The 19,842-nt window shown below is 48.2% G+C and carries 19 protein-coding genes; 6 read left to right on the top strand and 13 right to left on the bottom strand.

Going from position 1 to position 19,842, the window contains the following annotated elements:
- Nucleotides 1-21: 21 nt before the first annotated feature.
- The 10 genes from fis to OEZ43_03680 form a co-directional block, all read right to left on the bottom strand.
- Nucleotides 22-318, bottom strand: coding sequence for a DNA-binding transcriptional regulator Fis (fis, locus tag OEZ43_03725; protein ID MDH5544677.1), 297 nt, complete (start codon nucleotides 316-318; stop codon nucleotides 22-24).
- Nucleotides 315-1,301 (bottom strand): tRNA dihydrouridine synthase DusB, encoded by a 987-nt coding sequence (gene dusB, locus OEZ43_03720; protein MDH5544676.1) that lies wholly within the window; start codon nucleotides 1,299-1,301, stop codon nucleotides 315-317. The genes fis and dusB overlap by 4 nt, the downstream gene beginning before the upstream one ends.
- Before the next feature lie 252 nt (nucleotides 1,302-1,553).
- Nucleotides 1,554-2,810 carry a DUF3426 domain-containing protein gene (locus OEZ43_03715; GenBank protein ID MDH5544675.1) on the bottom strand — a complete coding sequence of 419 codons (1,257 nt, stop codon included), beginning with the start codon at nucleotides 2,808-2,810 and terminating at the stop codon, nucleotides 1,554-1,556.
- 14 nt (nucleotides 2,811-2,824) lie between these two features.
- The gene (prmA, locus tag OEZ43_03710) at nucleotides 2,825-3,706 is read right to left on the bottom strand and encodes a 50S ribosomal protein L11 methyltransferase (GenBank protein MDH5544674.1); all 882 of its coding nucleotides are present in this window, start codon (nucleotides 3,704-3,706) and stop codon (nucleotides 2,825-2,827) included.
- A gap of 10 nt (nucleotides 3,707-3,716) precedes the next feature.
- Nucleotides 3,717-5,069, bottom strand: a complete 1,353-nt coding sequence (gene accC, locus OEZ43_03705; protein MDH5544673.1) for an acetyl-CoA carboxylase biotin carboxylase subunit — start codon at nucleotides 5,067-5,069, stop codon at nucleotides 3,717-3,719.
- Nucleotides 5,070-5,094: 25 nt separating this feature from the next.
- The gene (gene accB, locus OEZ43_03700; GenBank protein ID MDH5544672.1) at nucleotides 5,095-5,556 is read right to left on the bottom strand and encodes an acetyl-CoA carboxylase biotin carboxyl carrier protein; all 462 of its coding nucleotides are present in this window, start codon (nucleotides 5,554-5,556) and stop codon (nucleotides 5,095-5,097) included.
- An 8-nt stretch (nucleotides 5,557-5,564) separates the two neighbouring features.
- A complete protein-coding gene (gene aroQ / locus OEZ43_03695; protein ID MDH5544671.1) occupies nucleotides 5,565-6,011 on the bottom strand; it encodes a type II 3-dehydroquinate dehydratase in 447 nt (148 codons plus the stop codon).
- A gap of 162 nt (nucleotides 6,012-6,173) precedes the next feature.
- Nucleotides 6,174-6,716: a TlpA family protein disulfide reductase gene (locus OEZ43_03690; GenBank protein MDH5544670.1), complete on the bottom strand. Its 543-nt coding sequence runs from the start codon at nucleotides 6,714-6,716 to the stop codon at nucleotides 6,174-6,176.
- 16 nt (nucleotides 6,717-6,732) lie between these two features.
- Nucleotides 6,733-9,000, bottom strand: coding sequence for a protein-disulfide reductase DsbD (locus OEZ43_03685; protein MDH5544669.1), 2,268 nt, complete (start codon nucleotides 8,998-9,000; stop codon nucleotides 6,733-6,735).
- Nucleotides 8,997-9,323, bottom strand: a complete 327-nt coding sequence (locus OEZ43_03680; GenBank protein MDH5544668.1) for a divalent-cation tolerance protein CutA — start codon at nucleotides 9,321-9,323, stop codon at nucleotides 8,997-8,999. The genes OEZ43_03685 and OEZ43_03680 overlap by 4 nt, the downstream gene beginning before the upstream one ends.
- 137 nt (nucleotides 9,324-9,460) lie before the next feature.
- Between OEZ43_03680 and OEZ43_03675 the strand changes: the two genes are divergently transcribed.
- From OEZ43_03675 to hemW, 6 genes are all read left to right on the top strand, one after another.
- The gene (locus OEZ43_03675) at nucleotides 9,461-9,904 is read left to right on the top strand and encodes an FxsA family protein (GenBank protein ID MDH5544667.1); all 444 of its coding nucleotides are present in this window, start codon (nucleotides 9,461-9,463) and stop codon (nucleotides 9,902-9,904) included.
- Nucleotides 9,905-10,067: 163 nt separating this feature from the next.
- Nucleotides 10,068-10,355: a co-chaperone GroES gene (groES, locus tag OEZ43_03670; GenBank protein MDH5544666.1), complete on the top strand. Its 288-nt coding sequence runs from the start codon at nucleotides 10,068-10,070 to the stop codon at nucleotides 10,353-10,355.
- A gap of 28 nt (nucleotides 10,356-10,383) precedes the next feature.
- A complete protein-coding gene (gene groL / locus OEZ43_03665; GenBank protein ID MDH5544665.1) occupies nucleotides 10,384-12,033 on the top strand; it encodes a chaperonin GroEL in 1,650 nt (549 codons plus the stop codon).
- Between the two features lie 202 nt (nucleotides 12,034-12,235).
- Nucleotides 12,236-13,033, top strand: coding sequence for a hypothetical protein (locus OEZ43_03660; protein ID MDH5544664.1), 798 nt, complete (start codon nucleotides 12,236-12,238; stop codon nucleotides 13,031-13,033).
- Between the two features lie 212 nt (nucleotides 13,034-13,245).
- Nucleotides 13,246-14,373, top strand: a complete 1,128-nt coding sequence (locus OEZ43_03655; protein MDH5544663.1) for an HD domain-containing protein — start codon at nucleotides 13,246-13,248, stop codon at nucleotides 14,371-14,373.
- Between the two features lie 81 nt (nucleotides 14,374-14,454).
- Nucleotides 14,455-15,618 (top strand): radical SAM family heme chaperone HemW, encoded by a 1,164-nt coding sequence (gene hemW / locus OEZ43_03650; protein ID MDH5544662.1) that lies wholly within the window; start codon nucleotides 14,455-14,457, stop codon nucleotides 15,616-15,618.
- Between the two features lie 31 nt (nucleotides 15,619-15,649).
- Here hemW and OEZ43_03645 read toward each other — a convergent pair whose 3' ends face one another.
- Genes OEZ43_03645 through OEZ43_03635 form a run of 3 tightly spaced genes read right to left on the bottom strand, consistent with a single transcriptional unit; the run spans nucleotide 15,650 to nucleotide 19,784 of the window.
- Entirely contained in the window at nucleotides 15,650-16,651 is a 1,002-nt protein-coding gene (locus OEZ43_03645) for a diguanylate cyclase (GenBank protein MDH5544661.1), read from the bottom strand.
- Nucleotides 16,635-18,467, bottom strand: a complete 1,833-nt coding sequence (locus OEZ43_03640) for an ATP-binding protein (GenBank protein ID MDH5544660.1) — start codon at nucleotides 18,465-18,467, stop codon at nucleotides 16,635-16,637. Before OEZ43_03640 ends, OEZ43_03645 begins: the two co-directional genes overlap by 17 nt.
- A gap of 6 nt (nucleotides 18,468-18,473) precedes the next feature.
- Nucleotides 18,474-19,784, bottom strand: coding sequence for a FecR family protein (locus OEZ43_03635; GenBank protein MDH5544659.1), 1,311 nt, complete (start codon nucleotides 19,782-19,784; stop codon nucleotides 18,474-18,476).
- Between the last annotated feature and the right edge of the window lie 58 nt (nucleotides 19,785-19,842).

Here is a 19,842-nt window from a genome sequence, read left to right as displayed (position 1 = left end):
TAAAAAGAAAAGGGCCTGGTATTAAACCAGGCCGTGTAGACGTAATTTTTTTCGTAAAGTGCCTCTATTTAATCCCAAAATCTCTGAGGCTTGAGTTTGATTTCCCCTGGTAAATTTCAGCACACCTTCCAGCAGAGGATGCTCAACTTCTTTCATCAACAAGTCGTATAATTCACACCCCTGATGCCCGTCCATATCGCGCAAATATTTTTCCACAGCCGCGCGAACACAGTCCTTAATGTTTTGTTCTGTTGTGGATGTTTTCTTAAGCTGCACTATCGCCGCCTCCACACTTTGTTGTACTGCAACACTATTCATGCCGCTTTATCCCCTTCTACATCTAGTTCATGTAAATATTCCATCACCAGTGATAATTGCTGGTGGGAATCCTCCACTTTGGTGATCTCTTTCCAAAACGCATCGCTGCCCATTAAGCCTTTGATATACCAGCCTATGTGCTTACGTGCGATTCTGAGCCCCATGAACTCCCCATAGAAATCATACAGTCGTCGCAGATGCTCTTCGATTTGCGCGCTTATTATTTTTATTGTCGGTCGCGACAAGACTTCGCCTGTATCGAGAAAGTGATTCACTTCGTTGAATATCCACGGCCGACCTTGTGCACCACGCCCGATCATGATTGCGTCTGCACCGGTTAGGTCCAACACCTGTTTGGCTCTTTTTGCATCGGTAATATCACCGTTTGCAATGATGGGAATCGAAACATTGCGTTTCACATACGCGATCGTTTCAAACTCCGCATCCCCAGAAAAGCCACAGGCTCTGGTTCTGCCATGAATCGCCAAGGCTTGAATCCCTGCGATCTCTGCAATTTTCGCTATTTTCAAAGCATTTTTATTATCCCTATTCCAACCTGTTCGAATTTTCAAGGTCACTGGAACGCCAACCGCACCAACGACTTTTTCGAGTATGTTTGAAACAAGGTTTTCATTTTGTAATAACGCAGACCCCGCTGCGACATTACACACCTTTTTTGCCGGACACCCCATATTGATATCAATAATCTGGGCACCCAAGTCGACACAACGCCTGGCCGACTCGGCGAGCAAAAGCGGATCTGCACCAACTATCTGGACAGAACGTGGCTCCTCGTCTAACTGATAGTCCAATCTTTGACGCGATTTAACTGAACGCCACAAGCGAGATTCCGAAGTAATCATTTCGGTTGTCGCTAGACCGGCACCCCAGCGTCTGCACAGCAGACGAAAAGGTTGATCAGTTACCCCAGCCATAGGCGCAAGAAACGCCCGGCTGGTAATCGAGTAGGGGCCAATTCTCATACCCGTTTTACTCGCCCAAACAAAAAAGGGGAGACATCATAACGATAAGCTGAAATTTATAAAAGTATTGACTTTGAAAAAATTTTTCGAGTTTATTAGAGTGCATGACAACATAAACAAAGAATCAATAGCTTAAGTATTAGCTATAATAAAAATATAGTGAACAGATTAAAACTTCCTATATTAGGCTTTTGCCAATTAACAAACAGGAAATCTTTTCGGGGATTGTCAACAGCAGAATCGTAAAAAATTCTATTCAAATTCGAATTCGAAGTTAACCGCTTCTGAACCTGGATCAACAATTTCGAGCACCACTCTAATAGGAAAATCAGGCTCCATGCCTTTTTCCAAATCAACATCATCACGCAAATATTCTTTCGGTTGAAAGACCCGTCGCGCAATCGTCTTCTGATTGATGTCAGAAAATGAAAGAACCAATTTAGGATACGGTTGTACAAACTCGGCAGAGCTACGAATTGTCGCGCTAATCAGTAGTGCACCCTTACTCGTGGGATGTGATCGAACATCGCGCTCCAATAATTCAATGGCGGCAAGATCGCGTGGCTCAGGAACATCACAAGCCATGTATTCACTAATGTAATGACATATCTGCTCCATGGCCTGGCGCGCTAAAGGATATCTAACCAAGTCTTCTCGTTTGTAGTAAACAAACTGGCCGACCAACACTAAAAGCAAAACCACAATAATCAATGACCATGTAAACGTCATAAACGCGCCACTGGCACTCGACTTCTCTCCCAGTTCCCGCATCACAAAATCGGTGGCAGAACCGCGACGATCGATAAATTCTGATGCCTCGGACGCAACTTCAGTTAATTCTGTATCGAGATTGAAATCAACAGAGTCCTCTTCCAGCAAATCATCTCTCCGCCCCTTCGAAGGCCTGTTCGTATCATCGTCATCAGCCAAGTCAAGATTTCCGTTGAATGCGTCCGGATCCTCTGGAGCATCCAGATCAACACCGAGATCATCCATCCCGATCCCAGAGGCGACATCTAAAGCCAGCTCGTCGTCTTCGTTAAGAACGGCATCCAATTGACCGCCGTCAAGCTCGGGGCTGGAAAGATCGCCATCCAGGTCTATGCCCTCAAACCCTTCTGCAAGCTCATCACCGTCCAGTCCGTCAGCAAGCAATTCACCCTCAACGTCGGCCACAGCCGGAGTGGAGAACAAATCTTCATCAACCATGTCCACAGGTGCCGACGCCAAATCTTCCATTCCTGAGCCATCGTCACCGAAGTCAACATTGTCCATACCCGGAATATCAACGTCGGATAAAGCTTCCTCCACCGGCGCCGCATCCTCTAAATTTGACAAGTAATCAGTCTGCCCAGCGGCGGCCGATCTGCCGGGGATGTCGTCCATCAGATATTCAACCGCATTGAACACCGAGTCACAGCGGCCACAACGCGCCCTACCACCAGCAATTTTTAATTGTGCGGTAGAAACGCGGAATGCAGTGTGGCAATTAGGGCACTCAGTAAACATTCAATGCTCGACTCTCATGATCGACGTATACCTGAAATCAAAACCCAATCTTCTTGCTTACGGATGGGCTCAAGGTCAAACCACGGCGCATAGGCTTCACTCACCATAGCTGCCTGCTCTGATAAAATTCCAGAAAGCGCGATGCGTCCGCCCGGAACCGTTAATTTTGCGAATTGCTCTGCCAAAAAACACAGGGGATTCGCCAATATATTGGCAACCAAAACCTCAACTTGCGGCAAAACCATCGCGCTTGGTAAGCCGACGGTTAAAAAATCTACAACATTATTCAAGACAGCATTACTGTTGGTTGCCTGTACGGCCTGTGGATCGATATCCACCGCCCACACTCTGGCCGCGCCCAACATCGCCGCTGCGATCCCCAGAATGCCGCTGCCGCAGCCAAAGTCGATGACTTCTTGTCCTTGCCAATTTTGGCCGTCTAACCACGCCAGGCAAAGCGCAGTGGTTGGATGTGTTCCTGTGCCAAAAGCAAGCCCTGGATCCAGACGAATATTGACTGCAACAGGATCAACCGGATCATAAACAGTGGGCACTACCCATACGCGTTTTCCAAACTGCATAGGCTTGAATTCATCAAGCCATACGCGCTCCCAGTCCTTGTCTTCAAGGCGTGAAAACTCGTACTGTGGCAGCGGCCTGGGCTGCAATACCTTCCGCAAACGACCAAGGATCGCGTCAGCTGTTTCAGCATCTTCAAACAAGCCTGTTAGCTTGGTCGATTGCCACAATGGCATTTCACCTGGCGGCGGCTCGAATATTTCTTCGTCAGCGGCATCGCTCAAGGTGACAGCAACTGCACCCATGCCATGAAGAATGGACTCCAGTTTTTCCGCTTCTTCTGCAACGGTATATATCGCCAGTTGTATCCAGGCCATCGTGTAAAGCCTATTGGGCTTTCAGTGCTTCGAGCTTCTTCTCCAGATAATGAATGTTGGTGCCTCCAGCAATGAATCCAGCATCGCGAAAAATATCTTCGTGTAATGCCACATTGGTTCTTATGCCTTCGACCACAATTTCACTCAACGCTGTGCGCATGCGCGCGATTGCTGATTCCCTGTTGTCACTAAAAGCAATTAATTTGCCAATCATGGAATCATAATGCGGTGGGACGGTATAGCCATTATAGATATGCGTATCAACGCGAATACCAAGCCCACCAGGCGCATGGTATTGCGTGATCTTGCCAGGAGACGGCATAAATGTACGCGCATCTTCAGCATTGATACGACACTCCATTGCATGACCGCGAATCTTGATGTCATCCTGCTTGTAACTCAGTTTTTCACCAGCTGCGATCAGGATCTGCTCCTTCACCAGATCAACACCAGTGATCTGCTCAGTGACAGGATGCTCGACCTGCAAACGTGTATTCATTTCGATGAAATAAAAACCACCATTTTCATATAAAAATTCGAATGTGCCCGCGCCACGATATCCGATCCTGCGGCACGCTTCGGCGCAACGCTCACCCATTTCACGGCGAACATCTGCACTAATACCCGGCGCCGGCGCCTCTTCAACCACTTTTTGGTGGCGACGCTGCATAGAGCAATCACGCTCACCGAGATGAATAGCATTTCCATGAGTATCGGAAAGTACTTGAAATTCGATATGGCGAGGATTCTCTAAAAACTTCTCCATGTAGACCATATCGTTGCCAAATGCGGCAGCAGCTTCCGACTTGGTCAATGAGATGGCATTCAACAAAGCCGCTTCGCTACGTACGACGCGCATTCCGCGACCACCACCACCACCAGCTGCCTTCACGATGACGGGATAGCCGATATCACGCGCGATGCGTATATTTTCATCGCCATCGTCGCCCAGTGGTCCACCCGAACCTGGCACGCAAGGCACACCGGATTTTTTCATGGCGTTGATAGCAGAAACTTTATCACCCATCAGGCGTATTGTGTCCGGACGGGGGCCGATAAAGATAAATCCGCTGGATTCAACTCTCTCAGCGAAATCTGCGTTCTCAGAAAGAAACCCATAACCCGGGTGTATCGCCTCGGCATCGGTCACTTCCGCTGCGCTGATGATTGCAGGAATATTGAGATAGCTTTCCGCAGATGGCGCGCCACCAATACACACTGACTCATCAGCAAGACGCACATGTTTAAGATCGCGATCGGCGCTGGAATGAACCGCAACTGTCTTAATTCCCATTTCACGACATGCGCGTAAAACGCGCAGCGCAATCTCACCACGATTAGCAATTACTATTTTGTCTATCATGTGACTACTGTGTTTCCGTCTGAATTTATTCGATGACAAACAACGGCTGGTCGTATTCGACCGGCTGACCATTCTCAACCAGAATCGCCTTCACCACGCCCGATTTATCTGCCTCGATCTGGTTAAGTATCTTCATCGCTTCAACGATACACAACGTATCGCCGACACTGACTGACGAACCAACGTCCACAAACACCTTAGCTCCCGGAGAAGGGGCGCGGTAAAAAGTGCCCACCATTGGCGATTTGACCGCATGACCAGAAGGAATTGCAGGGCCACTACTGGAGCCGCCTGATTCACTACCACTTGAAACCATTGGCGCCGCAGGCGCAGCAACGGGAGGCGGCGCATAGGCAATAGGCGCAGCTATTGCGCCCGATCCATAGCGACTGATGCGCACGGATTCCTCGCCCTCATGTATCTCGATTTCGGCGACGCCCGATTCATCGAGCAGCTCAATCAGTTTTTTGATTTTGCGTATATCCATCGTGTGTTTTAGGACCTCTTATTTAATAACTCCACCGCACAGCGCAATGCCGACTCATATCCTGCTGGACCGAGCCCGCTGATGACGCCAACAGCAATATCTGAAAAATAGGAAACTTGGCGAAATTCTTCGCGCGCGTGCACATTGGACAAATGCACTTCAATGAAAGGAATTGCAACACCGGCCAGCGCATCTCTTATCGCAACACTGGTATGGGTGTAGGCCGCTGGGTTAATCACGATGAAGGCAACGCCATCGCGGCTCGCCTGATGAACCAATTCCACCAGGTCCGACTCCGAATTACGTTGCTTGCATTGCAGGGAAACACCTAATTCCTGCGCCACTTTCTCTAGGCGCCGATCAATATCCTCCAAAGTGGAGGAGCCATAGGTCTCGGGCTCACGCGTACCCAGCAGGTTCAGGTTAGGCCCATGCAATACCAGTAGTTTTGTCATCAAGATGATTAATACGAATTATGCGATTTTTGCGTCACGTTCCAGCATTTTCGTGACAAATTAAATATATGAACTGTTTGGGATTTTGCTATGTTTCGTAGAGAAAGTCTAGTTTTTTATCTTTTAACGAAAATTACCGACAAGATTACGCACAATCAAGACCTATAGAGCCTTTACGATAACGGGTTCCAGTTTTTCTCTGGTTACTTCGCCGCGAAAGGTGGCAAGGATAGTGCCGTCGCGCCCTATAGCGACAGTATAAGGCAGCGCGCCAAAACTATTTCCATAGCTATTGGACACCATCAATGCCTCATCGCCGCCAACCAGGTTGGGGTATTCCACGCCCATGGTGTCGAGGAAATTCTCAACTTTTACTGCATCATCGAGCGCTATTCCAACAAATTGCAGCCCCTGACTGGCAAACTCATCCTGCATCTGAACAAAACTGGGCATTTCCCGCTGACAAGGTGGACACCAGGTCGCCCAAAAATTCAGCACCAGCACTTGTCCGCTCCATTCTTCGACACTGCGAACCTTACCCTGGAGATCTGGCAGGCGAAAAAGGGGGCGTTGCTGCCCAACCATAGACGAAGCTTCGCGCGCCTCTTCCGAATTATCGTTTATTAATTTCATCACATAGTCACCGGCAAAAAATGCCGCGACCAGTGCACTGCCCATAAAAACGTATTGAATAATTCTGGCCAATTCAGATCACCTGTAATTAGAGATTAAAAGCCTTTTCGACGTGACCCTGAAAGCGATTCGCCTCCAGAAAACCCACCAGGCGCATATTACGAAGCTCTTTTCCGGAAGCATCGAAGAACAAGATGGACGGCGGCCCTATGATGCCAAATGATTTCATCAATGCCTTGTCGATTTCATCGTTGGCGGTAACATCCGCCTTGAGCAATATGCCTTGATTTAATGCGGCCTGCACGCCAGCCTGGGAAAAGGTATAACGTTCCATTTCTTTACACGACACGCACCAGTCTGCGTAAAAGTCCAGCATTACAGGCTTTCCTGCACTGTTCGCGGCACGTATTTCCCGGTCCAAATCTTCGAGCGACTTGATTTTACGAAAGGCCAACTTATCCATAACCGGTGCGGCAGATGCTGCGCCAGACCCTGCGCCAAGACTCACCCCCCGCAGAGGCTGTAAAGGATCAGTGCTATTGGAAGCCACGCCAATCAACATCAACCCACCGTAAATCAACATCGCGACGCCAATTCCCTTCCACAGCTTGCTCCACCCCGTTGCATTAATCTGTAAGTGCGTTAATGCGCCCATATAGATAGCGGAGAGGATTAACAACATAGCCCACAGGAACATGGTCACGGCAGGTGGAATGATGCGCTCCAACATCCAGATTGCAACCGCAATCAGCATCACCCCGAAAAACGCCTTGACTGCTTCCATCCACGCACCCGCTCTCGGCAGCAACTTACCTGCGGATGTACCGATAGCCAGTAGTGGCGCGCCCATACCCAGACTCAAGGCAAACAAAGCAATTCCACCCAGCACGGCGTCGCCTGTCTGGCCAATATAAATCAGTGCGCCTGCGAGTGGCGCGGCAACACATGGCCCGACGATGAGCGCAGACAAAAATCCCATTATGCCCACGCCGACCAGCGTTCCACCCTTCTGGCTGTTGCTGATCTCAGTCAGTTTGCTCTGCCATTTGCTCGGTAGCTGCAAATCATAAAAACCGAACATAGAAAAGGCCAGTGCCACAAACACCAACGAAAACGTACCCAGGATCCAGGGATTTTGAAACGCCGCTTGTAGGTTCTGGCCGAACATACCTGCAACCACTCCTGCGACGGTATAGGTCAACGCCATCGCCAGAACATAGACCAACGACATGCTAAAGGCTTTACGCGTAGTCAGACTGTCGCCCTGTCCGGCAATAATACTCGACAGAATCGGGATCATTGGGAACACGCAGGGGGTAAATGAAAGCAACAGACCGAAGCCAAAAAAGCTCAAAATCACCCACAACACGCTGCTATCGCGTAGGGTCCGGGCGATCGTATCCTGCTCGGATAATCCTGCTGAGTCTGTGGCTGTAGACGCAAGTTCGGCAACACCTTCGCTACCCTCAGGCAGGGATAACAACATGGTCTTGGTCATCGGCGGGTAACAAAAGCCTGCGTCGGCACAACCTTGAAAATCAGCTTTGATTTCAACTTCGGTTTTGCCGGTATTGGTGCGCAAAAGCGGTAACTTGATCTGCGCCTCGTGGTAATACACCTCCATCACGCCGAAGAATTCGTCGTCTTTTTCCTTGCCCTTGGGCAGACTCGGCTTGCCTAGTTTTATGCCTTCACCCTGCACGATTTCGAAGCGGAATTTGTCTTTATACAGATAGTAACCGTCAGCAATATCCCAATGGGCGAGCACAGTATTGCCATCGATAGCATCTAAATTAAAAATGAAAGCCTTATCAGGCTCGAGAAATTCCTCCTGGGCGGAAGAACCAAGCCCAAGACTGGAGGAAAGACTACTCAATAACGATACGGTACCAGCACTCTTGGCAGGTGCCACGGTTTCGTCTTTGGCCAGCAGACTCAGATTCATTTTGACAGTCTGCGGCGGGTAGCACAGACCAATATCGGCACAACCCTGAGACACTGTTTCCAGCACCATTTCATACGATGCACCTGCTGTGCGTGTGATCGGTATATCGACGGCGACGGTCTTGCGGTAAGACTCGACTTTACCGAAAAATTCGTCTTCTTTAATCTTTCCCTTGGGAAAGCTTGGTGTGCCCAGGGTCACACCATCGGTCAGGGACTTGAATTTGAACTTGTCTTTATAAAGATAGTAACCGTCGAGTATGGCCCACTCTGCACGGATAGTGTTGGCATCGACAGAAAAGGCCCGCCCTTTGAAGACCTGATCCGCCGGTGGCGGCTCCTCGTCATCAAATTGCGCCCAAGCTGGGGTGGTTATCAAGGTGAATAATATAAACGACAGTAATTTCTTCATGTTGCTTCTATATTCTCATCTATCCAGGAAAGATATTGCGGCAAGGCCTTATCAATAGGGACTGACACTACTTCCGGAAGTTCATAGGGATGCAGTTCCCGAACCAGCCTTTCCACGGCCAAATACATGTCATCGTGGGTTTTGATGACTAACAGGACCTCCGAGTCGATTTCAATCTTTCCCTGCCACGAATATACAGACGTCACACCCGGCACAATGTTTACACAGGCTGCCAATTTTTTTTCCACCAACGCCATCGCCAGCTTTTCAGCCACATCACGGTTTGGGCAGGTGTTTAGAACTATCCGATATTCTGTGCTCATCGTCCTTCCATAGGCCTTCAAAAACAGTCACTTTACGCATTTGGGGCGCCATTGTAACTGTGCGTCTTCGCCATTTCGAACTTTTTCCTTTATCATGGCTTGAAATCCGATCCGCTAAAACCCACAAAGAAATCATCATGTTTAGAATCCTGTTTCTTGTTTTTCTTATCGTCCCCATTGTCGAAATCTATCTTTTAATTAAGGTCGGCGGCGTTATAGGTGCCATACCAACTATCGGCCTCGTCGTCGGCACGGCGGTACTCGGCGCTTACCTATTGAAATATCAGGGACTTTCCACTTTCGCCCGCATGCAGAAAACCCTCGCTATGGGCGAGATACCTGCATTAGAGGTACTGGAAGGGGTTGTACTGCTGATTACCGGCGCCTTGCTCCTCACCCCGGGCTTTTTCACCGACACCCTGGGCTTTCTCGGGCTAATCCCCGGCCTGCGCCGTGGACTGGTGTTATGGCTGCTCAAACACGTGAATATTATCCAACCCCGACCGCCCGGTGGGGGCAATCCAGGCCGTAAGGGGGGCGATCCCCACGTGATTGAAGGCGAATATCGCCGGGAAGACTGATTTTTTTCCACACCGGCCTTGACTCTCAAAATTTCATCCCTATTATTAGCACTCACTTGAGATGAGTGCTAAACGTCATCTTGTGGATTTTAAAGGCCACTACCATTATTGCGGCCCCAAATTCTGCTAATTCATTTAACCAGTTTGAAGGAGAGTTACTTCAATGAACATACGTCCTCTACACGATCGCGTTGTCGTTCGTCGCACACCAGAAGAACGCACTTCCCCTGGTGGCATTGTTATCCCTGACGCAGCGACCGAAAAGCCTTCTCGCGGTGAAATCGTTGCCGCCGGCAATGGCAAGGTCACTGATAGTGGCGACCTGCGCCCACTCGACGTTAAAGTTGGCGACAAAATCCTGTTCGGCAAGTATGCCGGCACCGAAATCAAAATTGATGGCGAAGACTTTCTTGTCATGCGCGAAGACGACATCGTAGCTGTCATTCAATAATCCGACCGATCAAGAGGAATAAAGCAACATGAGTGCAAAAGACGTACGTTTTAGTGAAGACGCCCGTCAGCGTATGCTGAGAGGCGTAAACATTCTGGCCAATGCCGTTAAAGTTACCCTGGGCCCAAAAGGCCGTAACGTAGTTCTGGAAAAGAGCTTCGGCGCACCTACCATCACCAAAGACGGTGTATCTGTAGCCAAGGAAATCGAACTTGAAGACAAGTTTGAAAATATGGGCGCGCAGATGGTCAAGGAAGTTTCTTCCCAGACTTCTGACATCGCCGGTGACGGTACCACTACGGCTACCGTTCTGGCTCAGTCCATCGTTACAGAAGGCCTGAAAGCCGTTGCCGCTGGCATGAACCCGATGGATCTTAAGCGCGGTATTGACCAGGCTGTTAAAGCTGCCGTTATTACTCTGCAAGAAATGTCCAAGCCATGTGCAGATGACAAAGCCATTGCCCAGGTAGGTACTATCTCTGCTAACTCTGACGAGCACATCGGTAACATCATTGCCGAAGCCATGGGCAAAGTTGGCAAAGAAGGCGTTATCACGGTTGAAGAAGGTTCCGGTCTGGAAAACGAACTCGACGTAGTTGAAGGTATGCAGTTCGACCGCGGATATTTGTCTCCCTATTTCGTCAACAACCAGGAAAACATGACTGCCGAACTGGACAGCCCGTTCATCCTGTTGTTCGACAAGAAAATCTCCAACATTCGCGAATTGCTTCCCGTACTGGAAGGTGTTGCCAAGTCTGGTAAGCCTTTGTTGATCATTGCTGAAGACGTCGAAGGCGAAGCACTGGCCACTCTGGTTGTTAACAACATCCGCGGTATCGTTAAAATCGCTGCTGTTAAAGCCCCTGGTTTCGGTGACCGTCGCAAGGCCATGTTGCAAGACATCGCGATCCTGACTGGCGGCCAGGTGATCTCAGAAGAAGTGGGTCTGAGCCTCGAGAAAGCCAGCCTGGACGACCTGGGTCAAGCCAAAAAGATTGTTATCAGCAAGGAAAACACCACCATCATCGATGGCGCAGGTCAACCAACTGAAATTGGCGCTCGCGTCAAGCAGATCCGTGCACAGATCGAAGAAGCCTCTTCTGATTACGACAAGGAAAAACTTCAAGAGCGTGTAGCCAAGTTGGCCGGCGGCGTTGCGGTAATCAAGGTTGGCGCAGCGACTGAAGTTGAAATGAAGGAAAAGAAAGCACGCGTTGAAGACGCCCTGCACGCAACTCGCGCAGCGGTAGAAGAAGGCGTGGTTCCTGGTGGTGGCGTAGCGCTGGTTCGTGCAGAAGCCAAACTGGGTAGCCTGAAAGGTATGAATCACGATCAAGACATCGGTATCGCCATTGCGCGTCGCGCCATGACCGAGCCTCTGCGTCAGATCGTCAAGAATGCCGGTGGCGAAGCCTCTGTCGTACTCAACAAAGTTATGGAAGGTAACGATACCTACGGTTTCAATGCCTTCTCTGAAGAGTACGGCGACATGATCGAAATGGGTATCCTGGATCCTACCAAGGTAACCCGCTCTGCCCTGCAAAACGCGGCCTCTATTGCTGGTCTGATGATCACAACCGAAGCTATGGTTGCAGAACTGCCTAAAGACGAGCCAGCTGGAATGCCTGGTGGCGATATGGGCGGCATGGGTGGAATGGGCGGCATGGGCATGATGTAAGCCCTGCGTTCATACCCAAAACGCAAACAAAAAAGCCCCGCCTATGCGGGGCTTTTTTTGTTTCCTGATAATAAGTACGTGGCCTAGACAACTAGCACTTGTCAGATAGTGACTGAAACTGATTCAATGAATGCACTACAAAAGTGATCCTGTTGAAAATGTATATTTAATCGGGATCAAACACCTATTCAAGGACAGAACCATGAAATCTTATCCAATGTTTTTCAGTTTTCTCAGTGCATTCTTGGCAACGTCGGTAATAGCCGATGTTCAAGTTATTACGGTTGACGAAACCGGGGGAAAATCGGCCATCAATATGAACAAAGACTGGGCGAAGATCGTCGATATGTCGCAATCCGACGAATACATGCTGATTGACATGAATAGTCATGTTACCTACGTGGTGGATGGTCAAAATAAAATGGCCATTAAAATCGACGCTGACCAAATGATGCCATCTATGACGTCTGCGCAAAAAGCCCCACGCAAGCCCAATATTGAATTACGTGAATTAGGAAACGGGCCCAAGATTGCTGGTTACTCAACCAAACATTTTGTTCTAAACGCCAACGGCGTTAAGTGCTCAGAGCACTTTATCACTAACAAGCTCAGCGATATTCCCGAAATAAAGAAGTTTTCGACGGTAATGGAACAACAGGCAGCCGTGAATCACATGGATTTTGGCGACAACGTCTGCGAATATGCCGAAAGCGAACTTGAGCGGCAGTTTTCCCGAAATGGCATCCCTTTGCGTTCGCTAGACGCTTCCGGCAAGCCGTTTTTTGACACTGTAGAAATCAACATAAACGCACGCTTTTCTGCATCAGAGTTTGCTATTCCGTCCGGCTACCAGGTTATTACCCAACAAGAGCTTATGCAACGCGAAATGAACAATGCGATGTCTAGCGGAGACATGCCTACGCAGAAAGAGCTGGAACAAATGAGTCAGCAAATACAGGAACAGATGAAACTTTTGCAGGGTGTACTTCCAGAACAATAGGGTGTCGTTTTAGATATTCTACGCCGCTAGATGCAGAAGACGACTCTACATTAGCCTATACGGTAAGGTGGCAAACCACCTTTTCGTTACGCTTCAGCATGGGCCGTCGACTATTTGCTAACCTTTTTTGTGCTGACTCATGACATTGATTGGCCAATCAGCACGATTTTTGCGAAGATCATCTAATTCAACACAAGCTGAAACTGACGTATATGTTTGATCACCGCGACACTCTTGAAAAGCTGAACGGCAAACTACCGCTGATCGAAAAATTAAAAACGGCACATACCGCAATATGTGAGAAATTGCCATTTATTGTGCGCATCGCAATTGCGGTATACGACCCGGATACCCGCGTACTCAAGACCTATTTGCATAGCAGTGGCGACGATAACCCGCTCCCCAACTACCAAACTCTGCTCGACGAAGCCAGTTCATTAAAAGAGATACTGGAAAGAGGGCGCCCGCGGGTGATCAATAACTTACTCACGTTTGAAGACACCAATAAGGAACATACCCAGCGCATAGGTCGCTCTGGCTATGTCGCCAGCTATACCTTACCTATGTTTAACAACGGCGAATTCATGGGGTTCTTGTTTTTCAATTCGGACAAAACCGATGTATTTGATGAAAAGGCGCTGTTTGAGCTGGACTTGTTCGGCCACCTTATTAGTTTAATGGTGATAAACGAACTGACATCCATTAGAACCTTGAGCGCAGCAGTCAAAGCTTCCGGTCGTATGACCCATTTGCGTGATCCGGAAACCGGTAGCCATCTTGACCGTATGTCCCGCTACAGTCGACTGATTGCCGCGTCTCTGGCGGAGAAATACCAACTGGATGACAGCTATATTGAGCATGTGTTTATGTTTGCGCCCTTGCATGACATCGGAAAGATTGCCATACCCGACAGCATCCTGCTCAAACCTGGGCCACTTGATGAAGAAGAACAGGCGATCATGCGCACTCACACCCAAAGGGGCAAAGAACTTATTGACGATCTAATCGATAACTTTGGCCTGGAAGAGTTTGAGCACGTGGATATATTACGCAACATTGCAGAGCATCATCACGAAGCCGTGAACGGTAGTGGTTATCCAAGAGGAATCTCCTTAAAGGAAATTCCCCTGGAAGCGCGAATTGTTGCGACGGCTGACATTTTCGATGCATTAACAAGTAAGCGTCCGTATAAAGAAGCTTGGTCTAATGACGCTGCCATTACCTTACTGAGAGAGCTTGCAGGGGAAAAGCTCGACAGCGACTGCGTAGAGGCATTGGTTGAAAATTTACCTCAGATAGAAATCATTCAAAAGAGGTTTCGCGAAGACAAGATTGGATAATTGTGTTTGGCTTATCTTGAATTCCACGCACAAACACCAATTTTTTCCCATACTTACCTGACATGAAGAAAAGTTTTTTAGATGCCGCTATTTAGCTCACTACCCCCACTTTCGCTTTACATACATATTCCCTGGTGCGTAAAAAAATGTCCCTACTGCGACTTTAACTCACACGCGATTCGCGATGGCATCCCACAAGAACGATATATTAACGCGCTCATCAACGATCTGGAGAATGAGCTGCCTGGCGTTTGGGGTAGACGTGTTCAAAGTATTTTTATTGGCGGTGGCACACCGAGTACTTTTACGCCAGATGGCATTGCGCTATTACTCGATTCAATCAAGTCTCGCATTCCCGTAAGCCCGAACGCTGAAATCACCATGGAAGCAAACCCTGGCACGTTAGACAATCAGCGTCTCGGCGGCTATTTTCAGGCCGGTATTAATCGCTTATCGATAGGTGTGCAAAGCTTTGACGACAGCTTATTGAAAAGCATAGGGCGCATACATGACGCGGCGCAGGCCAGAAGCGCTATTGAGGCAGCAGTCGACGCAGGATTCGACAATTTCAATATTGATCTGATGTTTGCGTTACCAGGGCAGACTCCTGCACAAGCCATAAAAGATGTCGAAACCGCCATCGCGTTGAACCCAACCCATATTTCTTATTACCACCTCACCATAGAAGCCAACACCTGGTTTCATCAACATCCACCGGAATTACCCGGCGACGACGACACCTGGGAAATTCAAAGTGGAGGTCTTGAGTTGCTGGCCGCCCACGGTTATCACCGCTATGAAATTTCTGCCTACGCGAAACAAGGAAAACAATCACGACACAATTTGAATTACTGGAACTTTGGTGATTACCTGGGCATAGGCGCCGGTGCACACGCAAAGATCTCTCGCGCCGACACTGGGAGCATCACGCGCAAGTGGAAGGAGAAGCACCCCAATAGTTACATGGACAGGATTGATCGGAACGAGTTTGCTGCACACACCCAGGAGCTGGACTCGAAAGATATCGTCGTAGAGTTTCTTATGAATGCGCTCAGACTGGAGACTGGTTTTTCTATCGACTTGTTCGTTAACAACACAGGATTAGATGAATCACTTCTCCACCAGCGCTTATCTGAGGCATTAAATAAACAACTTGTACAGGTAGACGAGACGCGACGTCACGTACAACCCACAGAACAAGGCAAGACCTTTCTGAATGAGCTTTTACTTACATTGATTGAATAGTTAAACGGCAAAACGGATTAGCGGAAGACGTTTATGCTTTGGATACGCGGTTTCTACCGCTTTGTTTAGCGTCGAACAAGGCCTTGTCAGCGGCCTTTAACAAAAGCTCGTTTTCGGTTCCGTCCTCACGATAGGCGGAAACCCCGGCGCTAACCGTCACATGTTGCGGGCCAAAACTATCACCGGCGAGAAACTCTCTTTCCTCCACCAGCTTTCGTACTTTCTCAGCAATACTAAACGCCGTTTCCTTGTCGATTTCCGGCAGGATAAATACAAACTCTTCGCCACCATATCGGGCAATAATGTCGTTCTTCCGCAGTTCTTCGCGAAAGAGTTGCGCGATTTCCTTGAGCAGCAGATTTCCCGCTTCATGCCCAAGTGTATCGTTAAATTTCTTGAAGTGATCGATATCCAGAAATATCACTGAGCACTCATTATTGTGACGCTCGGAGCGGGCCAACTCACGCGCCAGTAATTCCTGTAGATGGCGATAATTGAATAGACCAGTCAATCCGTCGACGATAGCAAGCACAGAAAGATGATAAATCACCCGCTCCATTTCTTTGTTCTTCATGGCCAGATTGGTGATCAAGCGCTCTTTTTCGAGTACAAGACGATAGTGTGCCACGGCACGGTCGACCGCATTGACAACAAAATCCAACTCGTCGAAAGGTTTTATTAGAAAATCAAAGGCCCCGGCTTTCAATACTTCGATTGTCGCATCAAGCGAGGCATAGCTCGTCATGATTATCACGGGAACTGCTGCGCCTTTTACTTTAATCTTCTTTAACAGCTCGACACCGCTCATACCGGCCATACGAATATCGCTCAGTATGACGCCAAAATCTTCTTTTTTAATGAGTTCGAGCGCCTCTTCGGCACTAGCGGCAGTTTTAACGGCATAGTGACTATCTTCAAGTATTTCCTGAATCATGATGCGAATCGGTGCCTCGTCATCAACAACGAGCACGTTTTTCAAGATCTCCTCCGACAAACTGGAAATCCTGATCGCTAAGTCAACTGGCTTGTTCATGCAGCTCTCTCTGCGACGGCATACCTTGTAAAACCGGGAATACTATTTTGAAGACAGCGCCTCTTCCTTCGACGTCTATCAAACTAATCTCGCCACCATGGTCCTTGATGATGCCATAACTTACCGACAGACCAAGCCCCGTACCTTCGCCTGCGGGTTTGGTGGTAAAAAACGGCTCAAATAATTTGGAACGAAATTCCTGTGGCACTCCTGGTCCCGTATCGCTGACAACAACGAAGATATTTCCTTGCTTGTCCAGCCCGGTCTCAATAGAGAAAATCTTTTCTTCAGATTCTTTCATCGCCTGCGCGGCATTGATGGCAAAATTCAACATCACCTGCTGCAATTGATTCGAGTTACCATTTAGCTTTGGAAGCCCTGTTTTCAAGTCAAGATGCAGCTTGACCCCGAGTTGCCCCAGTTGGTGACTCACAATGGTGACACTCTTTTCGATAACGTCATTGATATCTTGTGGAGTATGCTCAACGGTTTCCTTGCGTGAGAAACGCATGAGATTTGTGACGATATCTGTACAGCGTTTGGTTTCGCTGATGATGATGTCAACCTTCTCGATAAATCGGGTATTTTCGGGTTCGATTTTTTTCCTGATTAATTGGGCGAAACCCAAGATCGACGCCAGCGGATTTTTTACTTCGTGCGCAATACCCGCGCTAATCTGACCAAAAGCCGACATCTTTTCCGATTGAACCAGCGCATCCTGAGTCTTTTTCAACTCTGACTCGCGCTTCGCCAGCTCATCATTCATCGTATTAAATGATGTGGCGAGCATGCCGATTTCATCGCGAGAACGATGCTCCACGCGAATATTGAATTTGCCCTTGGCAACTTCTTTCGTCGCCTCAGAAAGCTCGACGATGGGCTTGCTAATCAGTCGGGCCCAAATTACGCCTAGAATAGAAAACACGATCAATAATCCAAGAGCGACATAGGCAAGATCAATCAGTAGTTCCCGCGCACCGAGATAAGCGAGACTCGCCGGGATCTGGCCGATTGCCATGAGCTTAAAACCATCTATTTTTGAGTACCCCGCAACCAGAGCATTTCCGTCAATGGTATATTCCATACTCGTACTCGAAATCGGGTTTTCGAGAAAGCTCGTGACTTCCGGCATGACAGAAAATCTTTCTCGCTTCACGACTTTCTTCATATCTTTGTGTACGAGAATATTCATATTGTGGTCAATGATGAAGGTATCCATGACCTGAGATCGGGTTGACAGTTGTTGTAGCCGTTTCAAATCGATAATAGCTGCAATCTGGACATCGCTCTTATTCGCGATCAAGACCGGTTTGAAATACAGCGTCAAGGTGGGCAATGCCGCACTCAATGAGGAGTTTAACAACAGTGATTCACCTGATCTCAGAACACCTGGCAAGGGCAGTCTTTGCGAACGCTCACTTTCCAGCGCGGCAAGATCTATCTGTGCAGCGGTGAGGCGATCGGAATCCATAACCGATGCCAGCTCAACTCCATCCTCGTAAATCGTAATGCTTAACAAATCTTTTGAGGATTGAAACAAGTCTTTCAACAGTATTAGTTTGTTCGACTGATTAATCCCGCTCTGATAAATCACCTGCGAGAATACCTGTAGCCTGTCCTGGTAGGCCTCAAGGATTGATTTCGCTTCTGATCCCACATTCTGCGCAGTTACTGCCGCGATATCGCGGATATAGGTACTTTTATCTTCGTGAAAAAGACCGGCCATCGTATAGGATATGACGCCAAGTATTACCGAGATCGCCGGCAAAACGGTAGCGATAATCTTGAGACGAATTGACGTACGAGGCAGTTTCATAACGAGTTATCTGTAACTAATATTGTGTGTTTTGTAGCTCGAGTTTCTGGCTTCATCCATCGCCTCAACTACGATCTGGTTTATTCCTGGTTTCAATCGCATGCTATAGACAAATTTCCCTTGCTTGTCGGTTGCAATCTGTTTTCCATCAATGAACACAAGACTTCCGATTTCAGCAGTTCCTGAAATGGAATAACGTCCATCAGAAGTAACGACATCATTAAATTGAACCTTTAATAACGGAGGGGTCGTGTCATTTACGAGATTGAGTTTAAACGTCTCGCTCGCCTCGCTGTATTTATCGTCACGCTTGGAGAACACGCGCCAGTAGTAAATACCCGACTGTAGATTTCCATGTGAAAACTCCGTTTTTGTCGTCAGAATGTCCATTTCGGTATTGAAGAAATTGGGATCGGTAGCGATGATCAGACGATAGTCATTGACGTTCGTCTGTGGTTTCCACGCAAATTTTACGATGGGCGCCAAGTCCTGGAAAAACACCTTCCTGTTATTCTCGGGAGAATGTATTTGCACTTTTTCCAGGAGCTTTTCGATTTTAGGCGATGATGTGCTGCCGCTTATCGCCGTCAGTTGCTGCGACTTGGCAACCACAATATTTTGCTTTCCGTCAGAGACCTCTACCTCACCGTCGAATACCACGACCGAAGATTTCTTACCTTCTTCAACATTGATTTTGAATTCAGTTTCATCCACCTGGCGCCCTTTTATACGCGCAGTAATATCTGGCGTAACCACTTCCACATAAGCAGAGCTTTTATCCTTCTTTTTGATTCGCCCCCAGATCTCACCGTGTGATATCACCACCACGGATTGTTTTTCAGGCAGGATGACGTCTTTTTCAAGTCGACGTATCACAACCAGCGACTTCTGTCCGATATTCAGAAAATTTTGCTCATCGAATTCGACAATCGCTGATGACTTCGCGCCGGTTTGTATGCTATCGCCGTTGAAAAGCTTTTGACCTTTATTGGCCACTTTCCATGTAACGCCGCCTTTTAGTTTGTGGCGCACGTTGTTTTTGGTGTTATTTAGCAGTGCGGTATACGCAGCTTCGGGCGTCTGCGCTTTTGCAGGATCGTTCTGCTTAACGAGATTAAATTCCGGCTTTGGTTCATGCTCAGGCAATAGTGCCTGAACCGGCAAAGCAAAAACACTTTTGTCGAATCCAGCGCCAATGGGAAAAACGTAGAACATCACCGAAACGAAGACAAAGAAAGACAGGCAGGTCACCAGCAGTATGGTCACTGCTTCTACCAGGGAGTCGAATGAAAATAATTCTGTACGTAAGGTGCTCACGAAATCGTCCTAGCCCTGTAACCCTATCTCTCCGCTGTCGACTGCCAGACCCCAAACC

The sequence above is a fragment of the Gammaproteobacteria bacterium genome, from assembly GCA_029881255.1.
GTDB lineage: Bacteria > Pseudomonadota > Gammaproteobacteria > S012-40 > S012-40 > JAOUMY01.
Note: the sequence above shows the minus strand (reverse complement) of the source record. Positions and strands in the feature narration are given on the sequence as shown.

Excerpts from the sequence above, each read along its gene's own strand:
- fis (MDH5544677.1), bottom strand. The coding sequence starts at position 318 with ATGAATAGTGTTGCAGTACAACAAAGTGTGGAGGCGGCGATAGTGCAG.
- dusB (MDH5544676.1), bottom strand. The coding sequence starts at position 1,301 with ATGAGAATTGGCCCCTACTCGATTACCAGCCGGGCGTTTCTTGCGCCT.
- OEZ43_03715 (MDH5544675.1), bottom strand. The coding sequence starts at position 2,810 with ATGTTTACTGAGTGCCCTAATTGCCACACTGCATTCCGCGTTTCTACC.
- prmA (MDH5544674.1), bottom strand. The coding sequence starts at position 3,706 with ATGGCCTGGATACAACTGGCGATATATACCGTTGCAGAAGAAGCGGAA.
- accC (MDH5544673.1), bottom strand. The coding sequence starts at position 5,069 with ATGATAGACAAAATAGTAATTGCTAATCGTGGTGAGATTGCGCTGCGC.
- accB (MDH5544672.1), bottom strand. The coding sequence starts at position 5,556 with ATGGATATACGCAAAATCAAAAAACTGATTGAGCTGCTCGATGAATCG.
- aroQ (MDH5544671.1), bottom strand. The coding sequence starts at position 6,011 with ATGACAAAACTACTGGTATTGCATGGGCCTAACCTGAACCTGCTGGGT.
- OEZ43_03685 (MDH5544669.1), bottom strand. The coding sequence starts at position 9,000 with ATGAAGAAATTACTGTCGTTTATATTATTCACCTTGATAACCACCCCA.
- OEZ43_03680 (MDH5544668.1), bottom strand. The coding sequence starts at position 9,323 with ATGAGCACAGAATATCGGATAGTTCTAAACACCTGCCCAAACCGTGAT.
- OEZ43_03675 (MDH5544667.1), top strand. The coding sequence starts at position 9,461 with ATGTTTAGAATCCTGTTTCTTGTTTTTCTTATCGTCCCCATTGTCGAA.
- groES (MDH5544666.1), top strand. The coding sequence starts at position 10,068 with ATGAACATACGTCCTCTACACGATCGCGTTGTCGTTCGTCGCACACCA.
- groL (MDH5544665.1), top strand. The coding sequence starts at position 10,384 with ATGAGTGCAAAAGACGTACGTTTTAGTGAAGACGCCCGTCAGCGTATG.
- OEZ43_03660 (MDH5544664.1), top strand. The coding sequence starts at position 12,236 with ATGAAATCTTATCCAATGTTTTTCAGTTTTCTCAGTGCATTCTTGGCA.
- OEZ43_03655 (MDH5544663.1), top strand. The coding sequence starts at position 13,246 with ATGTTTGATCACCGCGACACTCTTGAAAAGCTGAACGGCAAACTACCG.
- hemW (MDH5544662.1), top strand. The coding sequence starts at position 14,455 with ATGCCGCTATTTAGCTCACTACCCCCACTTTCGCTTTACATACATATT.
- OEZ43_03645 (MDH5544661.1), bottom strand. The coding sequence starts at position 16,651 with ATGAACAAGCCAGTTGACTTAGCGATCAGGATTTCCAGTTTGTCGGAG.
- OEZ43_03640 (MDH5544660.1), bottom strand. The coding sequence starts at position 18,467 with ATGAAACTGCCTCGTACGTCAATTCGTCTCAAGATTATCGCTACCGTT.